22 protein-coding genes and 1 other RNA gene are annotated in these 22,913 nt (G+C 43.9%); 5 read left to right on the top strand and 18 right to left on the bottom strand.

The features are described 5' to 3' along the window. Nucleotides 1-403: 403 nt before the first annotated feature. From ACIFQM_RS22780 to ACIFQM_RS22750, 7 genes are all read right to left on the bottom strand, one after another. Entirely contained in the window at nucleotides 404-706 is a 303-nt protein-coding gene (locus tag ACIFQM_RS22780; protein ID WP_430047605.1) for a DUF3102 domain-containing protein, read from the bottom strand. 90 nt (nucleotides 707-796) lie between these two features. Continuing rightward, nucleotides 797-1,249, bottom strand: coding sequence for a copper amine oxidase N-terminal domain-containing protein (locus tag ACIFQM_RS22775; protein WP_430041273.1), 453 nt, complete (start codon nucleotides 1,247-1,249; stop codon nucleotides 797-799). Between the two features lie 19 nt (nucleotides 1,250-1,268). Then, nucleotides 1,269-1,694 (bottom strand): YrpD family protein, encoded by a 426-nt coding sequence (locus ACIFQM_RS22770; RefSeq protein WP_430041272.1) that lies wholly within the window; start codon nucleotides 1,692-1,694, stop codon nucleotides 1,269-1,271. A 69-nt stretch (nucleotides 1,695-1,763) separates the two neighbouring features. Then, nucleotides 1,764-2,339 (bottom strand): hypothetical protein, encoded by a 576-nt coding sequence (locus ACIFQM_RS22765; RefSeq protein ID WP_430041270.1) that lies wholly within the window; start codon nucleotides 2,337-2,339, stop codon nucleotides 1,764-1,766. 217 nt (nucleotides 2,340-2,556) lie between these two features. After that, the gene (locus ACIFQM_RS22760; protein WP_430041269.1) at nucleotides 2,557-3,027 is read right to left on the bottom strand and encodes a hypothetical protein; all 471 of its coding nucleotides are present in this window, start codon (nucleotides 3,025-3,027) and stop codon (nucleotides 2,557-2,559) included. A gap of 494 nt (nucleotides 3,028-3,521) precedes the next feature. Then, nucleotides 3,522-3,746 carry a hypothetical protein gene (locus ACIFQM_RS22755; RefSeq protein ID WP_430041268.1) on the bottom strand — a complete coding sequence of 75 codons (225 nt, stop codon included), beginning with the start codon at nucleotides 3,744-3,746 and terminating at the stop codon, nucleotides 3,522-3,524. 633 nt (nucleotides 3,747-4,379) lie between these two features. Then, nucleotides 4,380-4,637, bottom strand: a complete 258-nt coding sequence (locus tag ACIFQM_RS22750) for a hypothetical protein (protein WP_430041267.1) — start codon at nucleotides 4,635-4,637, stop codon at nucleotides 4,380-4,382. 419 nt (nucleotides 4,638-5,056) lie between these two features. On the opposite strand from ACIFQM_RS22750, the gene ACIFQM_RS22745 reads away from it, so the two are divergent. Continuing rightward, nucleotides 5,057-6,271: a tyrosine-type recombinase/integrase gene (locus tag ACIFQM_RS22745; protein WP_430041265.1), complete on the top strand. Its 1,215-nt coding sequence runs from the start codon at nucleotides 5,057-5,059 to the stop codon at nucleotides 6,269-6,271. 98 nt (nucleotides 6,272-6,369) lie between these two features. Here ACIFQM_RS22745 and ACIFQM_RS22740 read toward each other — a convergent pair whose 3' ends face one another. Next, nucleotides 6,370-6,612 (bottom strand): hypothetical protein, encoded by a 243-nt coding sequence (locus ACIFQM_RS22740; RefSeq protein ID WP_430041264.1) that lies wholly within the window; start codon nucleotides 6,610-6,612, stop codon nucleotides 6,370-6,372. A gap of 87 nt (nucleotides 6,613-6,699) precedes the next feature. Beyond that, nucleotides 6,700-6,837 carry a hypothetical protein gene (locus tag ACIFQM_RS22735; RefSeq protein ID WP_430041263.1) on the bottom strand — a complete coding sequence of 46 codons (138 nt, stop codon included), beginning with the start codon at nucleotides 6,835-6,837 and terminating at the stop codon, nucleotides 6,700-6,702. A 145-nt stretch (nucleotides 6,838-6,982) separates the two neighbouring features. On the opposite strand from ACIFQM_RS22735, the gene ACIFQM_RS22730 reads away from it, so the two are divergent. The 4 genes from ACIFQM_RS22730 to ACIFQM_RS22715 all read left to right on the top strand — a co-directional run bounded on the left by ACIFQM_RS22730 (nucleotide 6,983) and on the right by ACIFQM_RS22715 (nucleotide 12,611). Then, nucleotides 6,983-7,393 (top strand): MarR family winged helix-turn-helix transcriptional regulator, encoded by a 411-nt coding sequence (locus ACIFQM_RS22730; RefSeq protein ID WP_430041262.1) that lies wholly within the window; start codon nucleotides 6,983-6,985, stop codon nucleotides 7,391-7,393. Nucleotides 7,394-7,451: 58 nt separating this feature from the next. Next, nucleotides 7,452-9,215, top strand: a complete 1,764-nt coding sequence (locus ACIFQM_RS22725; RefSeq protein ID WP_430041261.1) for an ABC transporter ATP-binding protein — start codon at nucleotides 7,452-7,454, stop codon at nucleotides 9,213-9,215. After that, the gene (locus ACIFQM_RS22720; protein WP_430041260.1) at nucleotides 9,208-11,058 is read left to right on the top strand and encodes an ABC transporter ATP-binding protein; all 1,851 of its coding nucleotides are present in this window, start codon (nucleotides 9,208-9,210) and stop codon (nucleotides 11,056-11,058) included. Before ACIFQM_RS22725 ends, ACIFQM_RS22720 begins: the two co-directional genes overlap by 8 nt. Before the next feature lie 332 nt (nucleotides 11,059-11,390). Next, complete coding sequence (locus ACIFQM_RS22715) at nucleotides 11,391-12,611, top strand: PLP-dependent aminotransferase family protein (protein ID WP_430041259.1); 1,221 nt, start codon at nucleotides 11,391-11,393, stop codon at nucleotides 12,609-12,611. A gap of 261 nt (nucleotides 12,612-12,872) precedes the next feature. On the opposite strand, the gene rnpB is transcribed toward ACIFQM_RS22715, so the two are convergent. From rnpB to glyQ, 9 genes are all read right to left on the bottom strand, one after another. After that, nucleotides 12,873-13,271: RNase P RNA component class A (gene rnpB, locus ACIFQM_RS22710), an RNA gene on the bottom strand. Nucleotides 13,272-13,517: 246 nt separating this feature from the next. Next, complete coding sequence (locus ACIFQM_RS22705; RefSeq protein ID WP_430041258.1) at nucleotides 13,518-14,633, bottom strand: Nif3-like dinuclear metal center hexameric protein; 1,116 nt, start codon at nucleotides 14,631-14,633, stop codon at nucleotides 13,518-13,520. Continuing rightward, nucleotides 14,609-15,370 carry a tRNA (adenine(22)-N(1))-methyltransferase gene (locus ACIFQM_RS22700; RefSeq protein ID WP_430041257.1) on the bottom strand — a complete coding sequence of 254 codons (762 nt, stop codon included), beginning with the start codon at nucleotides 15,368-15,370 and terminating at the stop codon, nucleotides 14,609-14,611. Before ACIFQM_RS22700 ends, ACIFQM_RS22705 begins: the two co-directional genes overlap by 25 nt. Then, nucleotides 15,367-16,206: a hypothetical protein gene (locus ACIFQM_RS22695; RefSeq protein WP_430047608.1), complete on the bottom strand. Its 840-nt coding sequence runs from the start codon at nucleotides 16,204-16,206 to the stop codon at nucleotides 15,367-15,369. The genes ACIFQM_RS22700 and ACIFQM_RS22695 overlap by 4 nt, the downstream gene beginning before the upstream one ends. 86 nt (nucleotides 16,207-16,292) lie before the next feature. Beyond that, nucleotides 16,293-17,426, bottom strand: coding sequence for an RNA polymerase sigma factor RpoD (gene rpoD / locus ACIFQM_RS22690; RefSeq protein ID WP_430041254.1), 1,134 nt, complete (start codon nucleotides 17,424-17,426; stop codon nucleotides 16,293-16,295). 43 nt (nucleotides 17,427-17,469) lie between these two features. After that, entirely contained in the window at nucleotides 17,470-19,344 is a 1,875-nt protein-coding gene (gene dnaG / locus ACIFQM_RS22685) for a DNA primase (RefSeq protein WP_430041253.1), read from the bottom strand. Then, nucleotides 19,337-19,819, bottom strand: coding sequence for a YaiI/YqxD family protein (locus ACIFQM_RS22680; RefSeq protein ID WP_430041274.1), 483 nt, complete (start codon nucleotides 19,817-19,819; stop codon nucleotides 19,337-19,339). The genes dnaG and ACIFQM_RS22680 overlap by 8 nt, the downstream gene beginning before the upstream one ends. A 114-nt stretch (nucleotides 19,820-19,933) precedes the next feature. Further along, the gene (gene glyS / locus ACIFQM_RS22675) at nucleotides 19,934-22,009 is read right to left on the bottom strand and encodes a glycine--tRNA ligase subunit beta (RefSeq protein ID WP_430066164.1); all 2,076 of its coding nucleotides are present in this window, start codon (nucleotides 22,007-22,009) and stop codon (nucleotides 19,934-19,936) included. Next, nucleotides 22,002-22,889, bottom strand: coding sequence for a glycine--tRNA ligase subunit alpha (gene glyQ, locus ACIFQM_RS22670; protein WP_430041251.1), 888 nt, complete (start codon nucleotides 22,887-22,889; stop codon nucleotides 22,002-22,004). Before glyQ ends, glyS begins: the two co-directional genes overlap by 8 nt. Between the last annotated feature and the right edge of the window lie 24 nt (nucleotides 22,890-22,913).

Raw genomic sequence — 22,913 nt, 5'->3', positions numbered from 1 at the left:
TGGTTAATCAACAGACGTGATTCCATATAGCTTTATGAGACATAGTGAAACAAAATTGTGCCTGACTATATTTACATCGTTGCTGTATCGAGAAAATAGCTAAAAGGTAGATAAACAAAGGGATTTGAGAAAAATTGCTTTGTATCGTGGTTTCAATCGTACGTATCGGAGAAAAATGTTCAGAAAAGATTGATGCATCAAAGGATTATTGTATTTTTATAAATTAAATTGCGTGAAACTTAAAATCGGAATTTCCTTTATTCATCTATGTTTTTGAAAACACCACAGACGTATCGTCAATCGCAACAAGAATCGCGGAAAGGAAGAGTTATAATTGTCATTTTGATATTATCAATAAGAGTGTATTTATATATACCCTAATACAATTTGTCTCAAGCTCGAATCATATACGCAATTCCTTCACAGTCATTTCACCCACCGTCTTCTGTTCACCAGTTGAAGGAACAGTGTGTTCCTGTTCAACAAACTCCAAACGATCAACAGATTCGGGTAGAGAGAGCATTTCAAATATTTTACTAACTGGCAAATCGTACGACGTCGGATGGTTTCCAAATTGTTCGTAAGCCTGAATCATTCGTGTAGCTGTTTGAGGTACAATATCAATAGTCTTCAACCACTCATACCACTCACCATGCACCAAGTCATTCTCTTTCACATGCTTCAATCGTCGTCCAATCTCAAACACCGACTGTCCAGCTATTTGCTTGTAACTGTTGATCCCTTAAAATTAGTTCAAAGCAAAAAAACAACCCCGGAATAGTCCGGGGCAAAGTCTCTATTCTTTTGCAGCTTTAGGAAGAGTTATGTGTATAGAAAGTGATGGTTTATCATAATTCACTTTCGCACCTATTGATTCACTAATGAACCTAAGATCCACATATAAAATATCTTCACCCAAGAAAGGCGTTTGCGATAAAGAATATGATTTTCCATTTACATATGCTGTCTTATTATCTTGGCTTAATTTTATGACTGTCGAACCATCCTGACTGCTTGCAGTAACTGTTTTACTAGTATTATCCCAACTAACTTTCATATCATATTGCTCAAATATTTCACGAAAAGGAACCATCGCTACCCCTGAATAGGCTATAAGTGCATTAAAATCCAGTTTTTCATTATTAACATATATGTTAGCCCTTTGTGCTTCTCCGGCAGCGTAAATACTTGTTGAGAAAATAGAGGTGATTAAAAGAACAACCACCAAAAAAAACATATTCTTTTTCACAATACTCGCTCTCTTCTTATCACAAATTTTGATCAGCTATTATTGTAACTGTATTATTACCATCCCTTGTAATGGAAGCATGATCTGTAAGGGGAGCACTAAAAGCACTACTCGGAACCGCCACATCATTTACTTTTATACTTGAGTAAGTCCCCCTATTTCTACCTTTGTCACCTGTAGAAACAACGGTTGACAAAAGTTTCCATTGATCGACAGTACTAATATTAAGACTATTATCGGTTTCCATAATAGAAATTAAACTGGTGTTTGTTCCATCTGAACAACCAATATCCCTACATGTTGCTGTGCCGCTAATTTTCATTCTTGCTTTTCCATTGTTATTATACCATACGTACAAAACAACATCGGAATTAGATAAATAGGCATTAGCAGATTGTACATTTTGAATAGCCTGTAACAAAGCCAGAATGACTTTCCACTCCATTTCTTTTTACAACCATTGTTGGTTTCCAACCTTTTTCAAAAGAACCAGGGCCAACAGTAGAATCATAGACTAACCCCATATCTGCTTCATAAGCCCCCGAAGTGAAACCAGAATAGTTATATGCCCTGTCTCTTGGACAACTTGCGAATCAAGTGGAAGTCTTAACAAAGTAGATAGGTAGCTTCCATTTTTGACTATGTTCTGTCTACCTCCAATACCATCCCCAATATTATAAGCAGAAGTGGTGATTCGGTCGTTTTGACCTTCAGTTAAATATTTAACATCTGGCTTCTCAATAGTAAGTTCTGGAGCCTTATTGGGAACCTCTTCATATTTGTACACATAATCTTCACCTATAATAGTGTAGTCATAAATTGCATTATCATAAACACTTTCCGACACATTTTTATTCATACTTATCTTTTGGTTGCTAGCTCTGTCCTCTTCGATTCCCTTCTTAAAACGGTTTACAAGTTCATTAATTTTAGCACTAGATATGTCATCTGGTTTATGTATTACAATTTCCCTACCATTAGTCCCCTCCAAAGTTTTGTCTGCACTTTCTGCGCTTGCAATATGCCCAGCAAACGGAGAAAAAAATAAAGAAGTAGCGGCTAGAATTGGTAATACCATTTTCTTTTTCATTTTTGCTTCCTCCAAATAGAAAATTTTTGAAAATATTACACGAGATAATACTACCACTTTTTCCCTATTTGTAAACATAAAAATCTATTTAAAACATTAAATGCTAATTTGAGGATAAATAGACATATATACACACTTTATTTTTATTTAATCTTTCTTAATCGTTCTTTCTTTATTTGGGTTAATACAAAAAAGCAACCGACAATATATCAGTTGCTCATCTCTCAACGAAATACCTATTTGTCATATACCAAGCTTTCCCTTCCGCAGTATCAACCGTACCCTTTTTACTATCCAGAAACACAATCTCACCGCATTCTTTACATCCCCATTTACTCCTTTTGTATGCTGACTCTTCTATATAGGAAGCTCCACATTTACATTCTACTTGAATCAATGTCTTATGCTGACTGTATGCGTCTGCCAACTGTTCACTGGCCTTGCTTGCTGCTGTAGGTTGAATAGCTGTTATATGTTCCCTCTGCTCAGAAAATTCATTATGTACCTTAAAATCTGCTACAAGCTCAGGATTTAAACCAAAATGTTCTCTACCCACAGTAGTTACATATTTACTTCCTACACGATATGATTCTATCCAGTCCTGTATTTGTATGGTGGATAGATTGACAGTTCCTTTGATACCGCTGTTTAGTGTGTAAGTCATTGTGTGATGCTGATTTAGATTCATTTTTATATCATCCTCTTCAATATGCTAATAAGACGAAAGTTATTATTATATATTCTTCTATAATGTACTTTGTTGCTGTTTTATGTAAAATGAAATCACTCAAAGGGATATGATACAATAAAAAAAGAAAATAATGGGGGAGGTGTTGCTTGTGCCTTATAAGAAAGCAACGTTTTGGTTTTCAGTAATAAGCATTTTAATATGCTTGAATAGCTATTTGGGAAATGATGATAAAAATATCCTCCTTATTGGATTGAATCCACTTCTAAATTCTATTGTATATATGAGCCATTTCGACACTGGATTTTTGACTTTGATAGTGCAAAATTAGCAATCGACAGTGTAACTATTAAAGTTCAGTTTCCCGCCTATATCATCCATTTCACCTCTTTCTTTCTGACAGGACTAATCATTGATTTTCTAAGACGATTAGTTGGCCGGAAATTTAAGGGATCATAGCTCAGATTTCTACTGTCTACTTGACAATTGAGCACTTACTTTCCTTTTCTAACTTCCTCAATAATGATGTAAGTTACTCCTATAATTAAAGCTATTATGCTGAGTACAAGCAGAACATCATGTCCATTTAACCTATTCAATGCTATATACAATGGTGCATCTGCATAGTTTAATACACCACTTGTTACAATAAAATACCTAGATACATAGAGTATAGTTGCTATAAAACAAAATGAAACTCCTGCTGCTCTTCTGTTCATTAATTCAGCTCCTTTGATGGTATTGTAAAAATATCTATTTATGTTTAATTATACATCATTATCATTTTATCATCAATGAATATATAATATTGCTAACAAAAAAGCACCTATCCCTAGGCGCTTAGTTACATATTCAAGGGGTGACAATTTGACATCCCCCCGACCTATATACACATCCTCTCTTCCTTGGCCTTCTTCTTCATGCGTCGAATCATAGTCAGTTGCTTCCTAATCTCCACCCTTCTCTCAAGCTCTGTATCCTTCCCTGCTGCCTCTTTAACCAACTGCCTATACATTGGTCAAGCCAGTCCATGTCCGTGTTACACAGCCTTTCTGTTGGCTTGAACTAATGCTTTGAGGGTGATCCATTCATCATTCCACGTTTTCACGTACAGTCTTCCTTTAATTAACCGTCCCGATTTATACATATCATTTGCTCCTTTATTTTTGTATTATTTAATCAATGATTCAAACCTGATTCACCCTGACCCTACCCTTCCCATTAACCAGCCACCAAATAATTTTACATCAATAGATTAATCAGTGTTTTGAGTAATCTGTGACTAGAGATTTTTATATAACCTTGCCAAAATCTTGGCTAACGTTACTATCTCACCCTCAGGAAAATTTTCCTTACCCCTCATATATAGTTTCTGGATCGGCGTTATCAGCTATGTATTTAGCTTGTATATAGGTCTCTTTGTTACCAAAACCAGTTTGATCGGCTACAACATCATTACTTCGGGCAAAATTTTGTCCAATGTTGTTATCATTGTCTGTACGAGTTCCTTGACGTTCCTTTGCCTTCAATCTTTCCAATTGTTCAAGCTCTCTAGCCCATTCTAGGCGTTCAATTTTCTCCGATGTCGATGAATCTTCATGTTGCACCAAGCTATATAATTAGCTTCATACGCCAAAGTTGGCGGTTGCGACATCGCATCTCCCAATGTGGCATGTTTTGGCGAAACGTCAATTTGACGACTTGCAGCAAACCGTCCGATGTCGGATGATGTGGATACAAAAAAATCCAGTCACCGTCAATATGGGAGTAACTGGATGGTAAAATTAGTGTTTTATATGGAGGGATGGATAATCCATATACACCTGAGACGCTCTCAAGCTTGTTAAGGGTGCTATGTGGGGTGCTATGTGGGGTGCTATGTGGGATGCTTGAACAGTCAAACAGCCATTCTCCTCTGTTAATCATTCAATATTCTCATATCAAAAACAAACTATTTACACATCTAATTAAATATGATACTTTTAATTATTGCACACAGTAAAATAAAGAAAATATTAGGAGGCTGTTTATGGCACAAGGATCTGTAAAACTTGATAAGAAAACTGGATTGTATTATTACGTTGTAGACGTTGGGAAAAAAGGAGAACCCAGAAAACAGAAAAAGGAGCGAGGATTCAAAAAAAAGAAAGATGCTCAGGACGCATTGACCGACCTGTTGAATCAGGTGAACAAAGGTGACTACATCGAACCAAGCAAGATAAAGTTTACGGATTATATGTTGGATGTGTGGATAGTGGAGAAGGTACAAAATAAACTCATAACTAGGCTTACAGCTAAAAATTATCGATCTTGTATTGTTGCTCACATGGCTCCTTTCTTTAAAGATACAACGTTAGGAGAATTGAATTCTTCGGACATTAAAAAGTTTGTAAAGCATGTAAAGAGTAAGAAATTAGATGATGATGAAGGGTATGCAGACTCATATGTTCAACGCATATTTGATATTACGGCATATTCTCTAAACTACGCTATCAAAAGTGAATTAATAAGAGATAATCCAGCAAAAAAATTAGATAGACCAAGAAGAACAAAAAAGAAATTATCAATATGGAGTATCGAACAAATACAAAAGTTTTTGGGTTCCTTAAAAGATAACAAGCATTACATCATCTTCTTTCTAGCAATACACACTGGAATGCGACAGGGAGAAATTTTGGGCCTACCTTGGAGGAATATCGATTTCATAAATAAAAGAATTATGATCACCCAAACACTAGAGCATGATGGTAAAAGAATCAAACAAGGCGCAAAGACGACATCAGGCGTTCGCTCAATTGGTGTATCGGATGAAATAATAGAAGTGCTAAGGCAACGTCATGAGGTAGTCAACAATGACAAACTATTGGCTGGAGATATGTATGTAGACAACGACTTGGTATGCTGCACTAACTTGGGAAAGCCTATATTTCCTACAACTCTCACAAGGCTAATGCAACGAACTATAAAAGAATTGGAATTACCACATATTCGTTTTCATGATCTTAGACATACAGCAGCTTCACTAATGCTATCCATTGGTGTTCATCCAAAAGTTGTTTCAGAGATACTTGGACATAGTAGCGTATCCATCACACTAGACACTTATTCACATTTGTTAATGAATATGCAATCAGATGCAACACAAGGATTGAGCAGTTTGTTGAGTAAAAAAGAAGAAACTGAACCACTAGAAATTGAACAAGAATTGCGTGACCAGAAGTGTGACCAACCAGTTGAAGTTTAGAAAAAAGTGTAAGCAAAACCATTGATACATAAGGAATTTTTGAGTAGACTTCAAAAAAAGCAGCCATGTACGCTCCATGGCTGCTTTTTTGTAATCCCTTAGCGCTTAGAGCTGCTACGTACCTGACGCTTGCCATTACTGCGAGTATGACTGCGGGTATGACAGCAAGGATCAGAAGGGTCTTTTACAGTCACTGGGAATACGTGGTGTGGTACTGGGATAATGTGCGTTTGGTTAATAATTTCAATCGGATGAATAACAGGCACCACTTGTGGGAAAAATTGATGATTTACAAATTGGATCGGCGGGCACACGATCGGTTCGTTAGGGCAATGACTCATAATGTGCAACTCCTTTCGGTGAATTAGTACAGCATATTACGAAGGAGCTCCCTGTGATTGGATGATTACCCCCTATTGCAAATATCCTTATAAAATAGGCCTTCGTTCCATGATGACCGAGCGGTCAAACAGTTCTCCCAGCAAGCGGCATAACTTGCGCAATCCTGCTTCGAGTGTATCCTTGGCCGTGTATGAAAAGGAAATACGAATATGATTACTTTCCATACCACCTGCACGGATTCCACGCTCGCTCAGGTGAACTGCTAGTTATGGATGCTTCATTTATTCCATATTTTCTCCAATTGACTTTTTATCCGGACATCATTATTATCTTATAGTATAAGATAAAAGCTAGAAGGTGCTGTGACCATTGGATTATAAGACATTAGCGAAAGAACTGTTCGAGTATGTTGTCAAATCGCGCAAACCGGAATTAGAGGAACGAGGACACTTCTCACGTGGTGAAATGGGGATTCTCATCTGTCTGAATATCAATCAGGACGGGGTTACCTCGGGCCACTTGAGCGAATACTTGTCCGTCAGTACGGGACGAGTAGCAACGGCGCTGAAGAGCCTGGAGAAGAAAGGTATGGTTGTACGCCATACCGATGTCACCGACAAACGGAAGGTGATTGTATTCATTACGGATTCAGGCAAGCAATTTATGATTGACAAGTATAATGAAGGAATCGCATGGACCGAGAGTATTCTTCGCAAGCTGGACGAGCAGGATGCCAGAGAATTTATCCGACTCATTAAGCTTATTGTCTCTAAAAGTTGAATTCATATGTAAATTGCACCAAACACCTAAGATTTTCAGATAAAAGGAGAGCGACAGAATGCTGAAGATATTCAAATATCTCAAGAAAAATGAATGGATGCTCGTGCTTTTCAGCCTGGCTTTCATTGTTGTGCAGGTCTGGCTTGATCTGAAGCTGCCTGATTATATGGCGGAAATTACGACCAAGCTGCAAAAGGAAGGAACGCCTATGTCGGAACTGCTGATTCCCGGCAGTTACATGCTGTTGTGTGCCGTCGGCAGTATGATTGCATCTATTATTGTCGGCTATTTCGCGGCGAAGGTGGCGGCAGGTCTGGCGATGCGTCTGCGTGCGATGGTCTTTGATAAGACCTTATCCTTTTCGATGGAAGAGATGAATAGCTTTTCGACGGCAAGCCTCATCACTCGCACCACAAACGATGTTACCCAGATTCAAACGATCGTTGCGTTAGGACTCCAGGTGATCATCAAGGCACCAATTTTGGCCGTGTGGGCTATTGTGAAGATTGCGGATAAAAACTGGCAGTGGACCGCCTCTACAGGAGCGGCCGTGGCTGTTCTGATCCTGATGCTAAGTGTTATTGTTATTTTCGCTCTCCCCAGTTTCCAGCGAATCCAGCGTCTCACCGATAATCTGAACAGGGTAACACGTGAGCATTTGACCGGACTTCGAGTAGTGCGCGCTTATAATGCAGATCAGTATCAGGAGCAGAAGTTCGAACAGGCCAACGTCGAATTGACGAATACAAACCTGTTTGCGAACCGGTTAATGGCGATGATTGGCCCGGGTATGACCTTTATTATGTCGGGTCTGAGTGTCGCTATCTATTGGATCGGTGCTTACCTGATTAACGGGACGGCCGTGCCGGACCGCATTGCACTGTTCTCCAATATGGTCGTGTTCTCGTCTTATGCGATGCAAGTGGTCATGGCCTTTATGATGGTTAGTATGATTTTCTTCTTGCTGCCTCGCGCTTCGATTTCTGCCAAACGGATTATGGAGGTATTGAACACCAAATCCAGCATCATGAACGGGCATGAGACGGCCGGAGAAGAGGGCGTTATGGGTCAAGTTGAATTCCGTAAGGTCAGCTTCAAATATCCAGACGCGGAGGAGCCTGTGCTTCGCAACATTAGCTTTACGGCGAAACGAGGCGAGACGGTTGCCTTTATTGGCGCAACAGGCAGCGGAAAAACCAGCGTGATCAATCTGATTCCCCGTTTCTACGATGTGACCGAGGGAGAGGTGCTCGTGGATGGTGTGAATGTCAGAAACTATAAGCAGCAGACACTCCATAACAAAATTGGGTATGTCCCTCAGAGAGCCGTGCTTTTCAGCGGTACGGTGGCATCCAACGTTTCGTATGGCGATAACGGAAAAGAAGGAGCTTCGGAAAAACTCGTTAAAGCAGCCGTAGGAATTGCCCAAAGCACGGAGTTTGTCGAAAAAATGGACGGTCAGTATCAGGGACGGATTTCACAAGGTGGAGCGAACGTGTCCGGTGGTCAAAAGCAGCGTCTGTCCATTGCGCGTGCCATCTACCGTCAGCCGGAGATTTATATCTTCGATGATTCCTTTTCAGCACTGGACTACAAAACAGACCGGATTCTGCGCTCAGCTCTCAAAAAAGAAACTGACCATGCTACCACACTCATTGTTGCTCAGCGCATAGGCACCATTAAGGACGCTGACCAGATTATCGTACTGGACCAGGGTGAGGTTGTAGGGAACGGCACACATGAAGAGCTGATGGCGAACTGCAGCACCTATCAGGAAATCGCTTATTCGCAGCTTTCGAAGGAGGAACTCGTACATGGATAAGAATGAACACACCGTTGACAGCCAGCATATGAAAACGAAACAGCGAGGTCCCATGGGTGGAGGTCCTGCGGGGGGCATGGGTGCTGGTGAAAAAGCGAATGATTTTAAAAAGACCATCAGCCAGCTTTTATCCTACATCAAGGCCTATGTGCCCATGATTATACTCTCTATGGTGTTGGCTCTGGTCGGTTCCGCCTTCAACGTCATTGGTCCGGGTAAGCTCAGCGATATTGCCAACCTGATCCAGAAAGGAATCGTAGCAGGGGTTGATGTGAGTGCTGTCCAGAAAATTGTTCTTGTTTTGGTGCTTTTGTATGGTCTTGGTCTTATCTTTAACTATTTCCAAGGCTTCATTACGGCGACCGTGTCACAGCGTCTTACAAAGAAGATGCGAACAGAGCTCTCCAGAAAAATCAATCATATGCCTTTGAAGTATTTTGATGCTACGAGCTACGGTAATGTGCTCAGCCGTGTGACCAACGATGTCGATACCATCGGACAAACATTAAACAACAGTATCGGCACGCTTGTCAGCGCGCTGGCAACCTTCGTGGGCGCCTTGATTATGATGCTGTATACAAACTGGATCATGACCGTTACCGGGATTTTAGCTACGCTGATTGGTTTTTCCCTGATGACCGTGATTATGAAGCATTCACAGAAATATTTTGTAGCACAGCAAGCAGAGCTTGGCCAGATCAACGGTCATATCGAAGAAACCTATGCCGGTCATAACGTAGTCAAGGTATATAACGGAGAAAAAGCAGCCAAGAAAGAGTTCCATGGCATTAACAACCGCTTATATACAAATGCCTGGAAGTCCCAGTTCATGTCTGGCCTGATGATGCCGGTTATGATGTTCATCGGGAATTTTGGTTATGTAGCGGTCTGTGTCGTGGGCGCTTTGCTGGTGAACCAACATGCTATAACGATCGGAACTATTGTGGCCTTCATGGTATATATTCGTCTGTTTACACAGCCCTTGTCACAGTTGGCACAGGCCGCAACCAATCTGCAATCGGCGGCTGCCGCCAGTGAACGTGTATTCGAATTTCTAGGTGAAAAGGAATTGGCGGATGAGAGCAACAAGACCAAGAAGCTGAACAACGCCAAAGGGGATGTCGAATTCAAACATGTCCGTTTCGGTTATAACGAAGACCGTATGATTATCAGAGACTTCTCCATGAAAGCTGAAGCTGGCCAGAAAATTGCCATTGTTGGTCCGACAGGCGCCGGTAAGACGACACTCGTGAATTTGCTCATGCGATTCTATGAGCTGAACGGCGGGGAAATCTATATTGACGGAACCCCAATTAGCCAATTAACACGAGAGAATATTCACGACTTATTCTGTATGGTACTGCAGGATACCTGGCTGTTTGAAGGAACAATCCGTGAGAATATCGCCTTTTCCAAAGAGCATGTTACCCATGAACAGGTAGAAGCCGCATGTAAAGCGGTGGGGCTGCACAGCTTCCTTAAAACACTGCCACAGGGCTATGATACGGTGCTGGACGACAAAGCCAATCTCTCTGCCGGTCAAAAACAATTGATTACCATTGCAAGAGCCATGATTGAAGATGCGCCCATGCTTATTCTAGATGAGGCCACAAGCTCAGTCGATACGCGTACGGAATTGCTAATTCAACAAGCGATGGACCAGCTTACTGTAGGGAAAACCTCCTTTGTGATTGCCCACCGCCTCTCGACGATCAAGAACGCCGATATGATTCTGGTCATGAAGGACGGTGACATTATCGAAACGGGTAACCATGAGGAATTGCTGGCTAAAGGCGGCTTCTATGCCGATCTATACAACAGTCAGTTTGAAAATGCATCCTAAAAATAACCAGTCCCTGTTTGAATAAACAGGATAGTAGCCACTAATAGCATATCAAGGTAAAAGAGAGACGTGTCTGGATAATCGCTGCAAAGGGCGATCCAGACACGTTTTTGGTGTGCTCAAAAGCTGTCAAGCATTTCAAGCTTGCGCTGAATAATTGCAAGATTTACGTGAAAGTGATTTGAATGGTCGAATTTTTTCTTGGGATCAGGATTTTTCGGCTTTCCAATAGATCAATCAACTGTTATATTCAGACGTTTACTGTTATACTTCGTTATTGTTATAATACAATAAATTTCATAGTACAGTATAGAACACAGGAGATGATTGCATTGGAATACAAATTTTCAGGTATGGCTCGTACTCAGGGCTCGTCCATCGTTAGGGACATTTTGAAGCTGACACAGGGAACAGAAGTGTTATCCCTGGCAGGTGGTCTTCCGGCCGATGCCTTTTTTCCCATCGAAGCCGTTGCTCAAGCCTATGAGCGGGTATTCCGTCTCGGCGGTACTACCGCGCTTCAATATGGTCTAACCGATGGATTTATTCCTCTACGGGAACGCCTTACAACCATAATGGCATCCCAAGGCATCTCCGTCACCAGAGATAACATCATCATGACGACGGGCTCACAGCAGACTATCGATCTGGTTTCGCGTGTGCTGCTTGATCCGCAGAATACTGTATTGGTAGAGTCCCCTACTTATTTGGCAGCTCTTCAGGTGTTTAAGTCCTATGGTGCCAACATTGTAAGTGTAAATACAGACACCAACGGTATGCAATTAGATGATCTTGAAGCCAAGCTCAAGGAATATCAGCCTAAATTCGTGTATGTCATCCCAACTTTCTCCAACCCGGCGGGGAGTGTGTGGAGTATGGACCGCAGAGTAGGCGTTGTTGAGCTATGCCGTAAATACGGAACTTTGATTTTTGAGGATGATCCTTACGGACGTCTCAAATTTGACGAAAACCTTAACTTCCCTACCCTTTTATCCATTGACCAGCAGCAAGGTGGCGATAGTCATGTCATGTACACCTCTACGTTCTCCAAAACCGTTGCACCTGGTGTTCGTTCTGGATGGCTGGTTGCTGATCAAGCGATTGTCAATAAAGTCTCGAAGGCCAAACAATCTGCTGATCTGCACTCCAGCAGTATCGATCAACGTGCTTTAAATGAGCTCTTGGACTTTTTTGATTTGGATGGACATATTCGTACCGTATCCAGCGAATATCACTCTCGTATGTTACGCCTCACAACGCTGATGAAAGAACGTCAATGGGAAGGCATTACATGGAATGATGCACTTGGCGGCATGTTTATGTGGGTCACTTTACCCGAAGGCTTCCGTTCCGATCGCTTGCTGGAACTGGCCATTCAGGAAGGCGTCGCATTTGTGCCAGGACAAGTATTTTATGCTGATCTGAGCGGCAGTAACCATATGCGGATCAACTTTACGCATACCGATCCTTCACTGCTTCCTGAAGCGGTTAACCGTTTGGATCGAGCATTGAAGATGTATACAGAGGAAAGATTGGAAAAAAGCGTGCGCTGATGAAGGTTGGCAGGGCACCTACGCTGACTACTGCCTCATCCCCGGACGTTTTTACGATAGAGGGAATGAGTAGATAAAAAAAAGAATGAAATAGACCTAAGCATACATGTGCGCTGCGTAAAATACGGTATACAAAAAAGGTTCAAGCCTGATTCCCAAAGGAATATAGCTTGAACCTTTTTTGTAATTCATTACATACATTTGGATTCCAAGTAATAGTCATTTAAAAGGTTAACATCATACATTTTAAGGTGTTGCAGTGTGGAAAGTTTTCCGTAAGCCGGGTTCTGTGCTATTCGTGGTTCAGACGGGAACTACCCTCCCACTACAAGCGACAATCATCTATCTAGGCCGAATATTGCTATCCAGCTCCAGCGACCAACCTAGACACGCCTCGGGCTAAGGCTACTTCGCGAAGAAGCTGTGTCCCATTAGGTCTTGCTCCAGATGGGGTTTACCAGGAACGAAGTCACCAGCGTTCCTCGGGGTCTCTTACACCTCGGTTCCATCCTTGCCTGTGCCGCATGCGGCCATCGGCGGTCCATTTCTGTGGCACTATCCTTCAACTCGCGCTGACTGGACGTTATCCAGCATCCTGCCCTATGGAGCCCGGACTTTCCTCTCGCGGTTCACACCGCCAGCGATTGTCTGTTAAACTTTCCGAACAACATTACATAGTATACAGGGAACGCACGCTCGACACAACCCTGAAAATATTGTAAATTAGCAAGCTTCCTTTATTTGTTCAAATAAAACGGGTGTACCCTCTTTTGTAACGTATCATCTGCCACAAAATAAGTAGAGTGACCCACGTATAACGGAATATGAAGCTTATCTATATCTCTACCGCTAAAGGTACCTACAGCCTGAATCCATTCCGATTTCATTTTCCCATAAAAGTTAATTTTACAAAAAATGAAAAGGCTCTGTGTTCACCTGGGATACATGTACTTCCGTAGAGTATCGGGCTTCTCCCAACCGTTTGCGCATCCATTCTGCGGTTTTAGGCTTCATAATCTTCTCTGCGTTATGACCAGGGTCAATGATGGCAATGCCAGCCATAAGGGCATCCTGAGCCGTGTGATAGTCGATATCACCCGTAACTAAGACGTCAGCCCCTTTAAAAATCGACTTGTTTACATAGCGGCTGCCAGAGCCTCCGAGCACGGCTGCTTTTTTAATTGTACGGTCCAAGTCGCCCACTACACGTACATGCTCGACGTTGAAGCCTTCTTTCACATCATTGACAAACTCGCGTAACGTGCGGGCTTCCTTGAGCTTACCCACCCGTCCTAGGCCAAATGAGCGGCCCTGCAAATCCATATGGTACAGGTCATAGGCCACCTCTTCATAAGGATGAGCTTTGAGCATCGCCTGAACGACTTTGTTGCGCACACCCTGTGGCACTACCGTTTCTATGCGTACCTCTTCGCTGCGTTCCATTTTACCTGGCTCACCCAAAAACGGCTGTGTGCCTTCACCCGGCACGAAAGTTCCGTAGCCATCAATGTTAAAGCTGCAATGGCTGTAATTGCCGATATGTCCGGCTCCCGCATCCAGTACGGCATCCAACACCCGTTGATGATGTGTTTTCGGTACGAAAACGACAAGCTTGAACAATTGCTCCGTGTGGACATCCTCCAGCGTACCTTCACTTTGAATGCCCAATGCTTCCGCCATCCAGTCGTTCATACCATCCTCTGCTGTATCCAGATTCGTATGACTGATGTAGACCGCTATATCGTTCTTAATCAGCTTTTCATACAATTTGCCTGCAGGCTGATCCGTATTCAATGCTTTAAGTGGACGGAATATGATAGCATGATGGGCGATAATGAGGTCGGCCTTTACGCGGATCGCCTCTTCAACAACCTCATCATTGACATCCAGAGCTACCAGTATGTTTTTGATTTCCTTTTTCAGGCTGCCAAGCTGAAGCCCGATTCTGTCGTCCGGAACTGCCAAATATTTTGGAGCCAGCTGTTCCATATAGCTAATTACCGTTTGTCCTTTGGCAAACATGCAAGTACCTCCTCTAGCTGTTCAATTTGCTTGCGTAATTGTTCCTGCTTTTGCTGCGCCGATTCCTGCTCTGATCGCGCCAACTGCGCAAGCACATTTTGGAGCTTATGAATTTCCAAATTCCATTTACGGAAAAAGACTTCGTTGGGCTCTCTGACCAGCAACGGTCCAAGCTGTTCCAGCCAATTCTGCGTCAATACTAGCGAGCTACCGGTAAGGGCTAACGGTCGGTATAGCTTTTCCTGCTTCACAGGACTATCCAACACGGGTACAGCCGTCAATACTTCATATATCTTTCCGTCTTCTTCCATAATATGCTCGCCTGTCAATACCCATTGATGCTCAATCAGCCATCGGCGCAAAATATCCTCGCCTACGTTTGGCTGTAAAATAAGCCTCTTCACTGAATCCAACTTGTCTTTCCCCTGCTCCAAAATGGAAGCGATTAAGGCACCGCCCATACCAGCTATCGTAATAACATCAACCTCGTCGGCTGTAATAACGGCCAAGCCGTCGCCTTTTCTAACGGTTATGCGGTCAGTAAGACCTGCTTCGGCGACCTGCTTTTGAGCCGCTCGCAACGGCCCATCATTGACTTCGCCCGCCACAGCTTGCGTTACCCGACCACTGCGCACCGCAGCCACAGGCAAAAGTCCATGGTCAGAGCCAATATCCGCTAATCTGCTCCCGGAAGGAATTTGTTCCATAATATATTGTAATCGTTGAGAAAGCTTCATGACGTCACCCACGTAATCCATTTTTTTCGAGTCCAAAATAAAATTCCTACAACAATAGCCAACTTCAATAAGGCGTACAATACAACATCTCCCGGCGCTTGATGGCGCAGCACGATCATGTCTGCTTCAGGCATGAAAACCAGTGTCATTCCGATAGCAAAATAGACCGAAGCCAGCCGTGAAAAGCGACGATGTACCCACCAGCTTAACCATACCAGCAATGCTACATGTAAAATCCAAAATCCCTCCAGCATCACGTGAGAAGCCGTTGGCCAGTAGCGGCCTATAAGTACTGCGTACACCAAAAGCAGCGCAATAGAGCCACAATAGTGAAGCAAGCTGATACGCAGGGTTAAGCCCACAAGACACCATACCAGTCCGCACAGACCGACCAGAACAAGAAACCAAAATTTAGACTCACCTTGGTGAAGCTGAATAATCCACACACCTGAACCCAGCATAATCACACTGCCCAAGGTACTCAGCATGGCGCTCATGCTCTGCTTTGAAGAACGCCAAACAGCGGCTACTCCATAGCAGCTCGCGATTACTGCACATGCCGAGAATATTTGCATTGCCAACGGAAAAGCGGTAAAATAAAAACCGATCAAACAAATGCAGGAAATAATGACAAAACCAAGAAGCCAGACGATTCCATGTCCGTTTCGAAGATATGTAAGCAGACCAGTCCCAGTGCGACTTCGGCTCTGTGATGGATTTTCGTCCTCTCGATAAAGGTTAGACAAAAAATCACAATATTGCTCAGGGAGCAGCCGACTTCGCCGCCAATGCTCAATTTCATGTAACAGTATTGCCCGTTTTTTCTCCTGGTCCAAGCTTTTCCCCTCCACCAAGGCTGCCATGGGATAAAAAAAGACCTTCTGCGCGCTCCAAGCCGCAGAAGGTCCGCAATGTTACGCTTCTATTCGAGGAAATCCTTCAGTCGCTTACTGCGGCTTGGATGGCGCAGCTTACGCAGCGCTTTAGCCTCAATCTGACGAATACGTTCGCGTGTAACACCGAATACTTTACCCACTTCTTCAAGGGTTCTGGTTCTACCATCGTCCAAACCAAAACGGAGACGCAAGACGTTCTCTTCCCGTTCGGTCAACGTATCCAGCACATCCTCAAGCTGTTCCTTCAAAAGTTCATACGCAGCCGCATCCGCAGGCGCCAGCGCTTCCTGATCCTCAATGAAATCCCCCAAATGTGAATCATCTTCTTCACCAATTGGCGTTTCCAATGAAACCGGTTCTTGGGCAATTTTCATAATTTCCCGTACTTTCTCCACGCTCAGCTCCATCTCCGCAGCCACTTCTTCCGGCGTAGGTTCACGCCCCAGCTCTTGCAACAGTTGACGAGATACCCGAATCAACTTATTGATCGTTTCCACCATGTGCACAGGAATACGGATTGTTCTTGCCTGATCAGCTATAGCGCGCGTAATGGCCTGACGAATCCACCAGGTTGCATACGTACTGAATTTAAATCCTTTTTCGTAATCAAATTTTTCTACTGCCTTAATTAGACCCATGTTACCTTCCTGAATCAGATCCAGGAAAAGCATTCCACGACCAACATAACGCTTGGCAATACTTACAACCAGACGCAAATTCGCTTCTGCGAGTCGACGTTTGGCTTCTTCATCACCATTGTTGATCCGTTTCGCCAGCCCCACCTCATCATCAGCAGAAAGAAGCGGTACACGGCCGATTTCCTTCAAGTACATCCGGACCGGATCATTGATTTTAATACCGGGAGGCAGGCTCAGATCGTCATCGTAGTTAAAGTCATCCCCGTCGTTGTTTTCCGGGTCATCGTTTTGACGCAATCTGGTAACTTCTTCGTCGTTATCGTTTACAACCTCAATCCCCAAGTCACCCAGTTGCTCATAAAACTCATCCATTTGCTCGGGGTCTTGATCAAACGACGATAGTTTTTCCATGATATCTTTGTAGTTCAGAGAGGAACTTTTTTTACCCAACTCAATCAATTGATCCTTAACCTGATCCAGTGTCAGTTCCGTCTCCAGTTCAGTATGCTGATCATTCGCCATCTTTCGACTCCCTCCTCCCTAGAAACATCCGACCTCTGTGTGTTCATTGTCTCTCTAGGGCTATAATCTCACTTGCAATTTGTGCTGCACGCAAAAATTCACCTAAGCGCTCAGCGGCTCTCATCTCTTCCCTCTTCAAATCCAGTTGCTCCTGCAATGGAAATTTGCGCACCTGATGAATATAATCGTCCAAAATGTGCGGTGCCCATACGCCTGGAGCATCCATCATCATGATCGAGCTTACGTTTTTCTCCAGCCGATCATCTTGCAAGGATGAAATAAATCGGCTTGTATCTGGTAACTTTCCTTGTGCGTAATAGGCGTATAGATAAGCAGCAATTGCTGCATGATCCTCAATATTAAAGGCGTCCCCCAGATGCTGTTCTACATACTGTGCAGCTTCTAAATCCTGCATCATCCAGTGAAGCAATCTGCGTTCCGCCACATGGTAAGCCGGCAGCAAATTCGGTGTAACGACCTGCCCTTTTTTATGCCTACCATTATTCCACCGATTTTCGTTATTATCCCCAAAGTCCTGTTTTTTTTGCAGGGACTGTCGGAGTAAATTGCATTCTTGCTTTAAGGTTTCAAAATCCACCTTGACTTCGGCTGACACTTCGCGCAAATACACTTCCCGCTCGGTCGGGGATGACAGAGGTGCAATGACATTTAATGCTTCGCGGGAATACGCGATTCTTCCTTCTTCCTCTTGCAGTATATGGTTTTTTCTCAGATATATAAGCTTAAATTTCACCGTTGAAACGGCACTTTCGATAATTTGGCGCTGAAACCTTTCCCCGCCGTATTGCCGGATAAAATCATCCGGGTCCATACCGTCGCTGACCAGCGCTACTTTAACGTGAAGTCCCGCATTTTCCAACAACGGAAAATTCTTAAGCGCAGCAGCTTGTCCTGCCCGGTCACCATCATAGCAAATAATGACCTCGTCGCACAGTCCCTTTAACATCGTAGCATGATGCTCCGTCAAAGCTGTGCCCATAGCGGCCACCCCGTTCTGCACACCTGCTTCCCAAGCTGAGATAACATCGCCGTATCCTTCAAAAAGGACACTCTGACGAAGCTTGCGAATCGAAGTCTTGGCATGGTTGAGATTGTACAGTGTCCGGCTCTTGTTGAACAGTTTGGTTTCCGGTGAATTCAAATACTTGGGCTGTCCTTCACCAAGAATGCGGCCCGCAAAGGCAATTACTTTGCCATTTCGGTTCCAAATAGGAAACATAATGCGATCCCTGAACCGATCCACATACCCATCATCCTCATGTCGGGGAGAGATAAGCCCGCCCTTTTCCATCTCAACAGGATCGAAAGAACGCTTTTCCAGAAACTGGACAATCGTATCCCATCGGTTAGGTGCATAGCCAATTTGAAATTGATCAATGATCTTGTCAGTAAATCCCCGTGACCGCAAATACTCCATCGCCGGTTTGCCATGCTCCGTATTCTTAAGGAGAAAATGGTACATCTTAGATGTTAGCTCATACGCTTGCAACAACCTGTCCAACTCAGGATGCTGATGCGTTGACTCACGTCCCTGCCATTCGCCGAGAGGGATATGACTTTCTTCCGCCATTGTTCTGACAGCTTCGGGAAAGGATAGTCCTTCGATTTCCATCATAAATTTGATGGCATTGCCTCCCGCGCCGCAGCCGTAGCAGTAAAAAATCTGACGATCCGGTGTCACGGTGAATGAAGGGGTTTTTTCAGAATGAAAAGGACAGAGGCCTTTCATATACTTCCCCTGCTTGGTCAAATGCACATACTTGCTTACCGTATCTACGATATCATGATGCTGTAAAACCGATTCAATGATATCGTCCGGTATGTTGCCTTGTCCAGCACTCATGTTAACCACCTTCATCTCTTTAGCACGTAAATATAATTCGATACCGTTATTCATTCTCCTGCAAGAAGAGTAAAAGTTTTGTCAGTTTATGTTGAAAAACTTCACGATCCTCTGATGTAAACGGTTTAGGACCTTTTCCATAACGTCCTTTTTTCCTTTCCTTGGCAGAAGTATGACGGCGGTCAAGCATAAAATCAATCGAATCGTTTCGATACATCGTTCCGCGAAAGGACATAACCTCACAGCCTTTGGCCAAAGCAAGTGCCGCAAGACCGTAATCGTTGGTGGTTACAATATCCCCTCGACGGATATGATTAGCAATATAGAGATCAGCGCTTTGGTCGCTCCGGTCCACTTTTACGATGGTCACGCCTCCGCTGCCCTGAATAAGATGATCATATGAAGATACCATAATAACCTGAACCTGAAAACGGGAAGCTGTATCCGCAATTTCGCTTTTGACAGGACAAGCGTCTCCGTCAACAACGATCCGCACATCCGATAAACCTCCGGATATTCCCACAAGCATCCCCCATCTCCATCCGGATTCGAGTAAAATACGGAACGGCTGCAAGATCGCTCTTACACCGTTCCGTATATTTATACCCATTTTTTCAAGTTATTCATACTATTACAGCTGCGATTAACCCACAAGTTTGGAAAAATCGGCAAAACGCTTCAGTTCTCTATCAATGGCGGCCAGCAAAGCCAAACGGTTATTACGGATCGCATCATCCTCAGCCATAACCATTACGGAATCAAAGAACGCCGTCACCGCAGGAGTAATGGACGAAGCAAGTGCTAAAGCTCGCGTAGCATCGCCTTCCTGCAAGGCTGTATAATAAGATTCATAAACGCCGTACCATGTTTCATAGAGCGTTTTTTCGCCCTGTTCCGTAAATTCACCCGTATTAACTGATGCATGAACAGCTTTTGCAGCCAAATTGCCTACACGGTTAAACGACTCTACCGTTGCTTTAAAGGTATCTCCCGTTTGTACCGCATTCATCAGGGCTGCTCCGCGATCAACGACAGAAGCAACATCATCAAATCCGGCAGCAAGCACAGCGTCTACGACGTCATAACGAAGCGTCTCGGACAACAGTTTTTTCACCCGCAAACCAAAGAATTCATGTAACTCTTTACGAATTTCATCGGCAGAACGTTTCATATTTCCAAGGTTGTCGTGTACGTCAAGTGCAATATTGAACACATCAGACAAAGTTGCTGAAAGATTACGGTCCAGCAAAATTTGCACAATACCTGCGGCCTGGCGACGAAGCGCATAAGGGTCCTGTGAGCCTGTCGGAATAATACCGATGGAGAAACAGCCGGTGATCGTATCTATTTTGTCAGCAATACTCACAATAGCTCCAGCGTTCGTAGAAGGAACCGTTTCTCCGGCAAAACGCGGCTGATAATGCTCAAATACCGCTCTCGCCACTTCTTCCTTCTCTCCAGCCTTACGAGCATAATCCTCACCCATAACTCCTTGCAGTTCCGGGAATTCATATACCATTTGCGTTACCAGATCAAACTTACAAATATCTGCTGCCCGACTAACCGACTCCAGTGTATCCGGGGAAACCCGCAGCTTCTCAGCTAAAGCATCGGCAATACGACGAATCCGACGTACCTTGTCTCCAACCGATCCCAATTCCTCGTGGAAAACGATGCTTTCCAGCTTGGAGAGCGCATCCTTGATTTCCAGTCTCTGATCTTCTTCATAAAAGAATTTGGCATCAGATAGCCGTGCGCGCAATACTTTTTCGTTCCCTTTGGAAATAACATCCAGCGATTGACTTCCACCGTTACGTACAGTAACAAAGTATGGCAGCAGTTCTCCCGCACGATCCAGCACCGGGAAATAGCGTTGATGCTCACGCATGGAAGTAATCAGCACATCCTTCGGAATGTTGAGGAACGATGGATCAAAACCTCCAAACAGTACCGTCGGCGTTTCGACCAGATACAGCACTTCTTCCAGCAGATCATCCTTAACCGCGATCGTCCAGTCTTTTTCGGCTGCCAATGCTTCAATCTGCTTTACAATAATGGACTGGCGTTCCGCAATATCCACAATGACATGCTGTTTACGAAGCGCCTCAACATAGTCTGCCGGACTTTTCACAACGGTATTCTGCCCGAGAAAACGATGTCCTCTTGTCACATTCCCGGATTGTACCCCGGCAATTTCCAAGTTAACAATATCGTTACCAAACAAGGCGATCAACCAGCGGATTGGGCGAACAAACTTAAAGTCATAGCTGGCCCAACGCATAAATTTAGGGAAGGTCATGGCATGCAAAATATGCAATAAGCCTTCGGACAGCACTTCCGCTGTCGGTACACCTATACTGCTCTTGGTCGCGTAAATATACTCCACGCCTCCAAGCTCCTTGAATGTAAACTGTTCAGGATCAACACCTTGGCTACGGGCAAAGCCGAGAGCTGCCTTGCTCCAATTGCCGGCTTCATCAAGTGCGATTTTGCGGGAAGGACCCTTCACTTCTTCGTTAATATCCTCCTGCTTGTCGGCTACCGCCTTAACCAGCACCGTCAGACGACGAGGGGTAGCATAAGCTTCTACATCACCATGAGCAATACGTGAGCTGTCCAGCCATGCAGTCATACGCTCCTTCAACTGCTGAATCGCAGCAGGGATAAAACGGGCGGGCACTTCTTCCAAACCGATTTCAAACAGCAAATCCTTAGACATGTGCCGCACCTCCTTTCTTCAACAACGGGAAGCCCAGCTTCTCACGTTCCTCCAGATAAGTTGCAGCCACCTGACGGGCCAAATTCCGCACACGCATAATAAATCCGGTCCGTTCCGTTACACTGATTGCCCCGCGGGCATCCAGCAAGTTAAACGCATGAGAGCATTTCAGCACATAATCATAGGCTGGAAATACAAGGTGCTGCGCCATGGCTTTATTCGCTTCTTCTTCAAACATATTAAAAAGGGTGAATAGCATTTTGACATCAGATACTTCAAACGTATATTTAGAATGCTCAAATTCAGGCTGGTGAAAAACATCACCATACGTGATGCCGTTCACCCACTCCAGATCGAACACGTTCTCCTTGTCCTGAATGTAGGAAGCAAGACGCTCCATACCATACGTAATTTCAACCGCAACCGGACTGGCATCAATACCGCCCACTTGCTGAAAATACGTGAACTGGGTAATTTCCATACCATCCAGCCATACTTCCCAGCCTAATCCCCATGCTCCCAGCGTTGGCGCTTCCCAGTTATCTTCAACGAAGCGAATATCATGCTCCAGCGGATTAATACCAAGGCGGCTCAAGCTCTCCAGATACAACTCCTGAATGTTATCAGGGGATGGCTTCAAAACAACCTGAAACTGGTGATGCTGATACAGACGATTAGGGTTCTCTCCATAACGTCCATCTGCGGGGCGGCGGGACGGCTCGACATAAGCTACATTCCACGGCTCAGGTCCAATCGAACGCAAATACGTCATCGGGTTCATTGTTCCTGCCCCTTTTTCCGTGTCATACGGCTGTACAATAATACAGTTGTGCTCAGCCCAAAATTGTTGCAGTGTCAAAATCATCTGCTGAAAATTCATGGTACACACTTCCCTTCCAAATTA

The organism is Paenibacillus sp. NRS-1782 (assembly GCF_050467685.1).
Taxonomy (GTDB): domain Bacteria; phylum Bacillota; class Bacilli; order Paenibacillales; family Paenibacillaceae; genus Paenibacillus; species Paenibacillus terrae_A.
The sequence above is the reverse complement of the archived record's forward strand: the minus strand, read 5'-3'. Positions and strand labels throughout refer to the sequence as shown.

Coding starts and splice junctions, on each gene's coding strand:
- ACIFQM_RS22770 (WP_430041272.1), bottom strand. CDS start 1,694: ATGGAGTGGAAAGTCATTCTGGCTTTGTTACAGGCTATTCAAAATGTA.
- rpoD (WP_430041254.1), bottom strand. CDS start 17,426: ATGGCGAATGATCAGCATACTGAACTGGAGACGGAACTGACACTGGAT.
- ACIFQM_RS22720 (WP_430041260.1), top strand. CDS start 9,208: ATGGATAAGAATGAACACACCGTTGACAGCCAGCATATGAAAACGAAA.
- ACIFQM_RS22755 (WP_430041268.1), bottom strand. CDS start 3,746: ATGAACAGAAGAGCAGCAGGAGTTTCATTTTGTTTTATAGCAACTATA.
- ACIFQM_RS22700 (WP_430041257.1), bottom strand. CDS start 15,370: ATGAAGCTTTCTCAACGATTACAATATATTATGGAACAAATTCCTTCC.
- ACIFQM_RS22735 (WP_430041263.1), bottom strand. CDS start 6,837: ATGGAAAGTAATCATATTCGTATTTCCTTTTCATACACGGCCAAGGAT.
- dnaG (WP_430041253.1), bottom strand. CDS start 19,344: ATGAATAACGGTATCGAATTATATTTACGTGCTAAAGAGATGAAGGTG.
- ACIFQM_RS22765 (WP_430041270.1), bottom strand. CDS start 2,339: ATGAAAAAGAAAATGGTATTACCAATTCTAGCCGCTACTTCTTTATTT.
- glyQ (WP_430041251.1), bottom strand. CDS start 22,889: ATGAATTTTCAGCAGATGATTTTGACACTGCAACAATTTTGGGCTGAG.
- glyS (WP_430066164.1), bottom strand. CDS start 22,009: ATGTCTAAGGATTTGCTGTTTGAAATCGGTTTGGAAGAAGTGCCCGCC.
- ACIFQM_RS22740 (WP_430041264.1), bottom strand. CDS start 6,612: ATGAGTCATTGCCCTAACGAACCGATCGTGTGCCCGCCGATCCAATTT.
- ACIFQM_RS22705 (WP_430041258.1), bottom strand. CDS start 14,633: ATGTTTGCCAAAGGACAAACGGTAATTAGCTATATGGAACAGCTGGCT.
- ACIFQM_RS22745 (WP_430041265.1), top strand. CDS start 5,057: ATGGCACAAGGATCTGTAAAACTTGATAAGAAAACTGGATTGTATTAT.
- ACIFQM_RS22725 (WP_430041261.1), top strand. CDS start 7,452: ATGCTGAAGATATTCAAATATCTCAAGAAAAATGAATGGATGCTCGTG.
- ACIFQM_RS22680 (WP_430041274.1), bottom strand. CDS start 19,819: ATGCTTGTGGGAATATCCGGAGGTTTATCGGATGTGCGGATCGTTGTT.
- ACIFQM_RS22760 (WP_430041269.1), bottom strand. CDS start 3,027: ATGAATCTAAATCAGCATCACACAATGACTTACACACTAAACAGCGGT.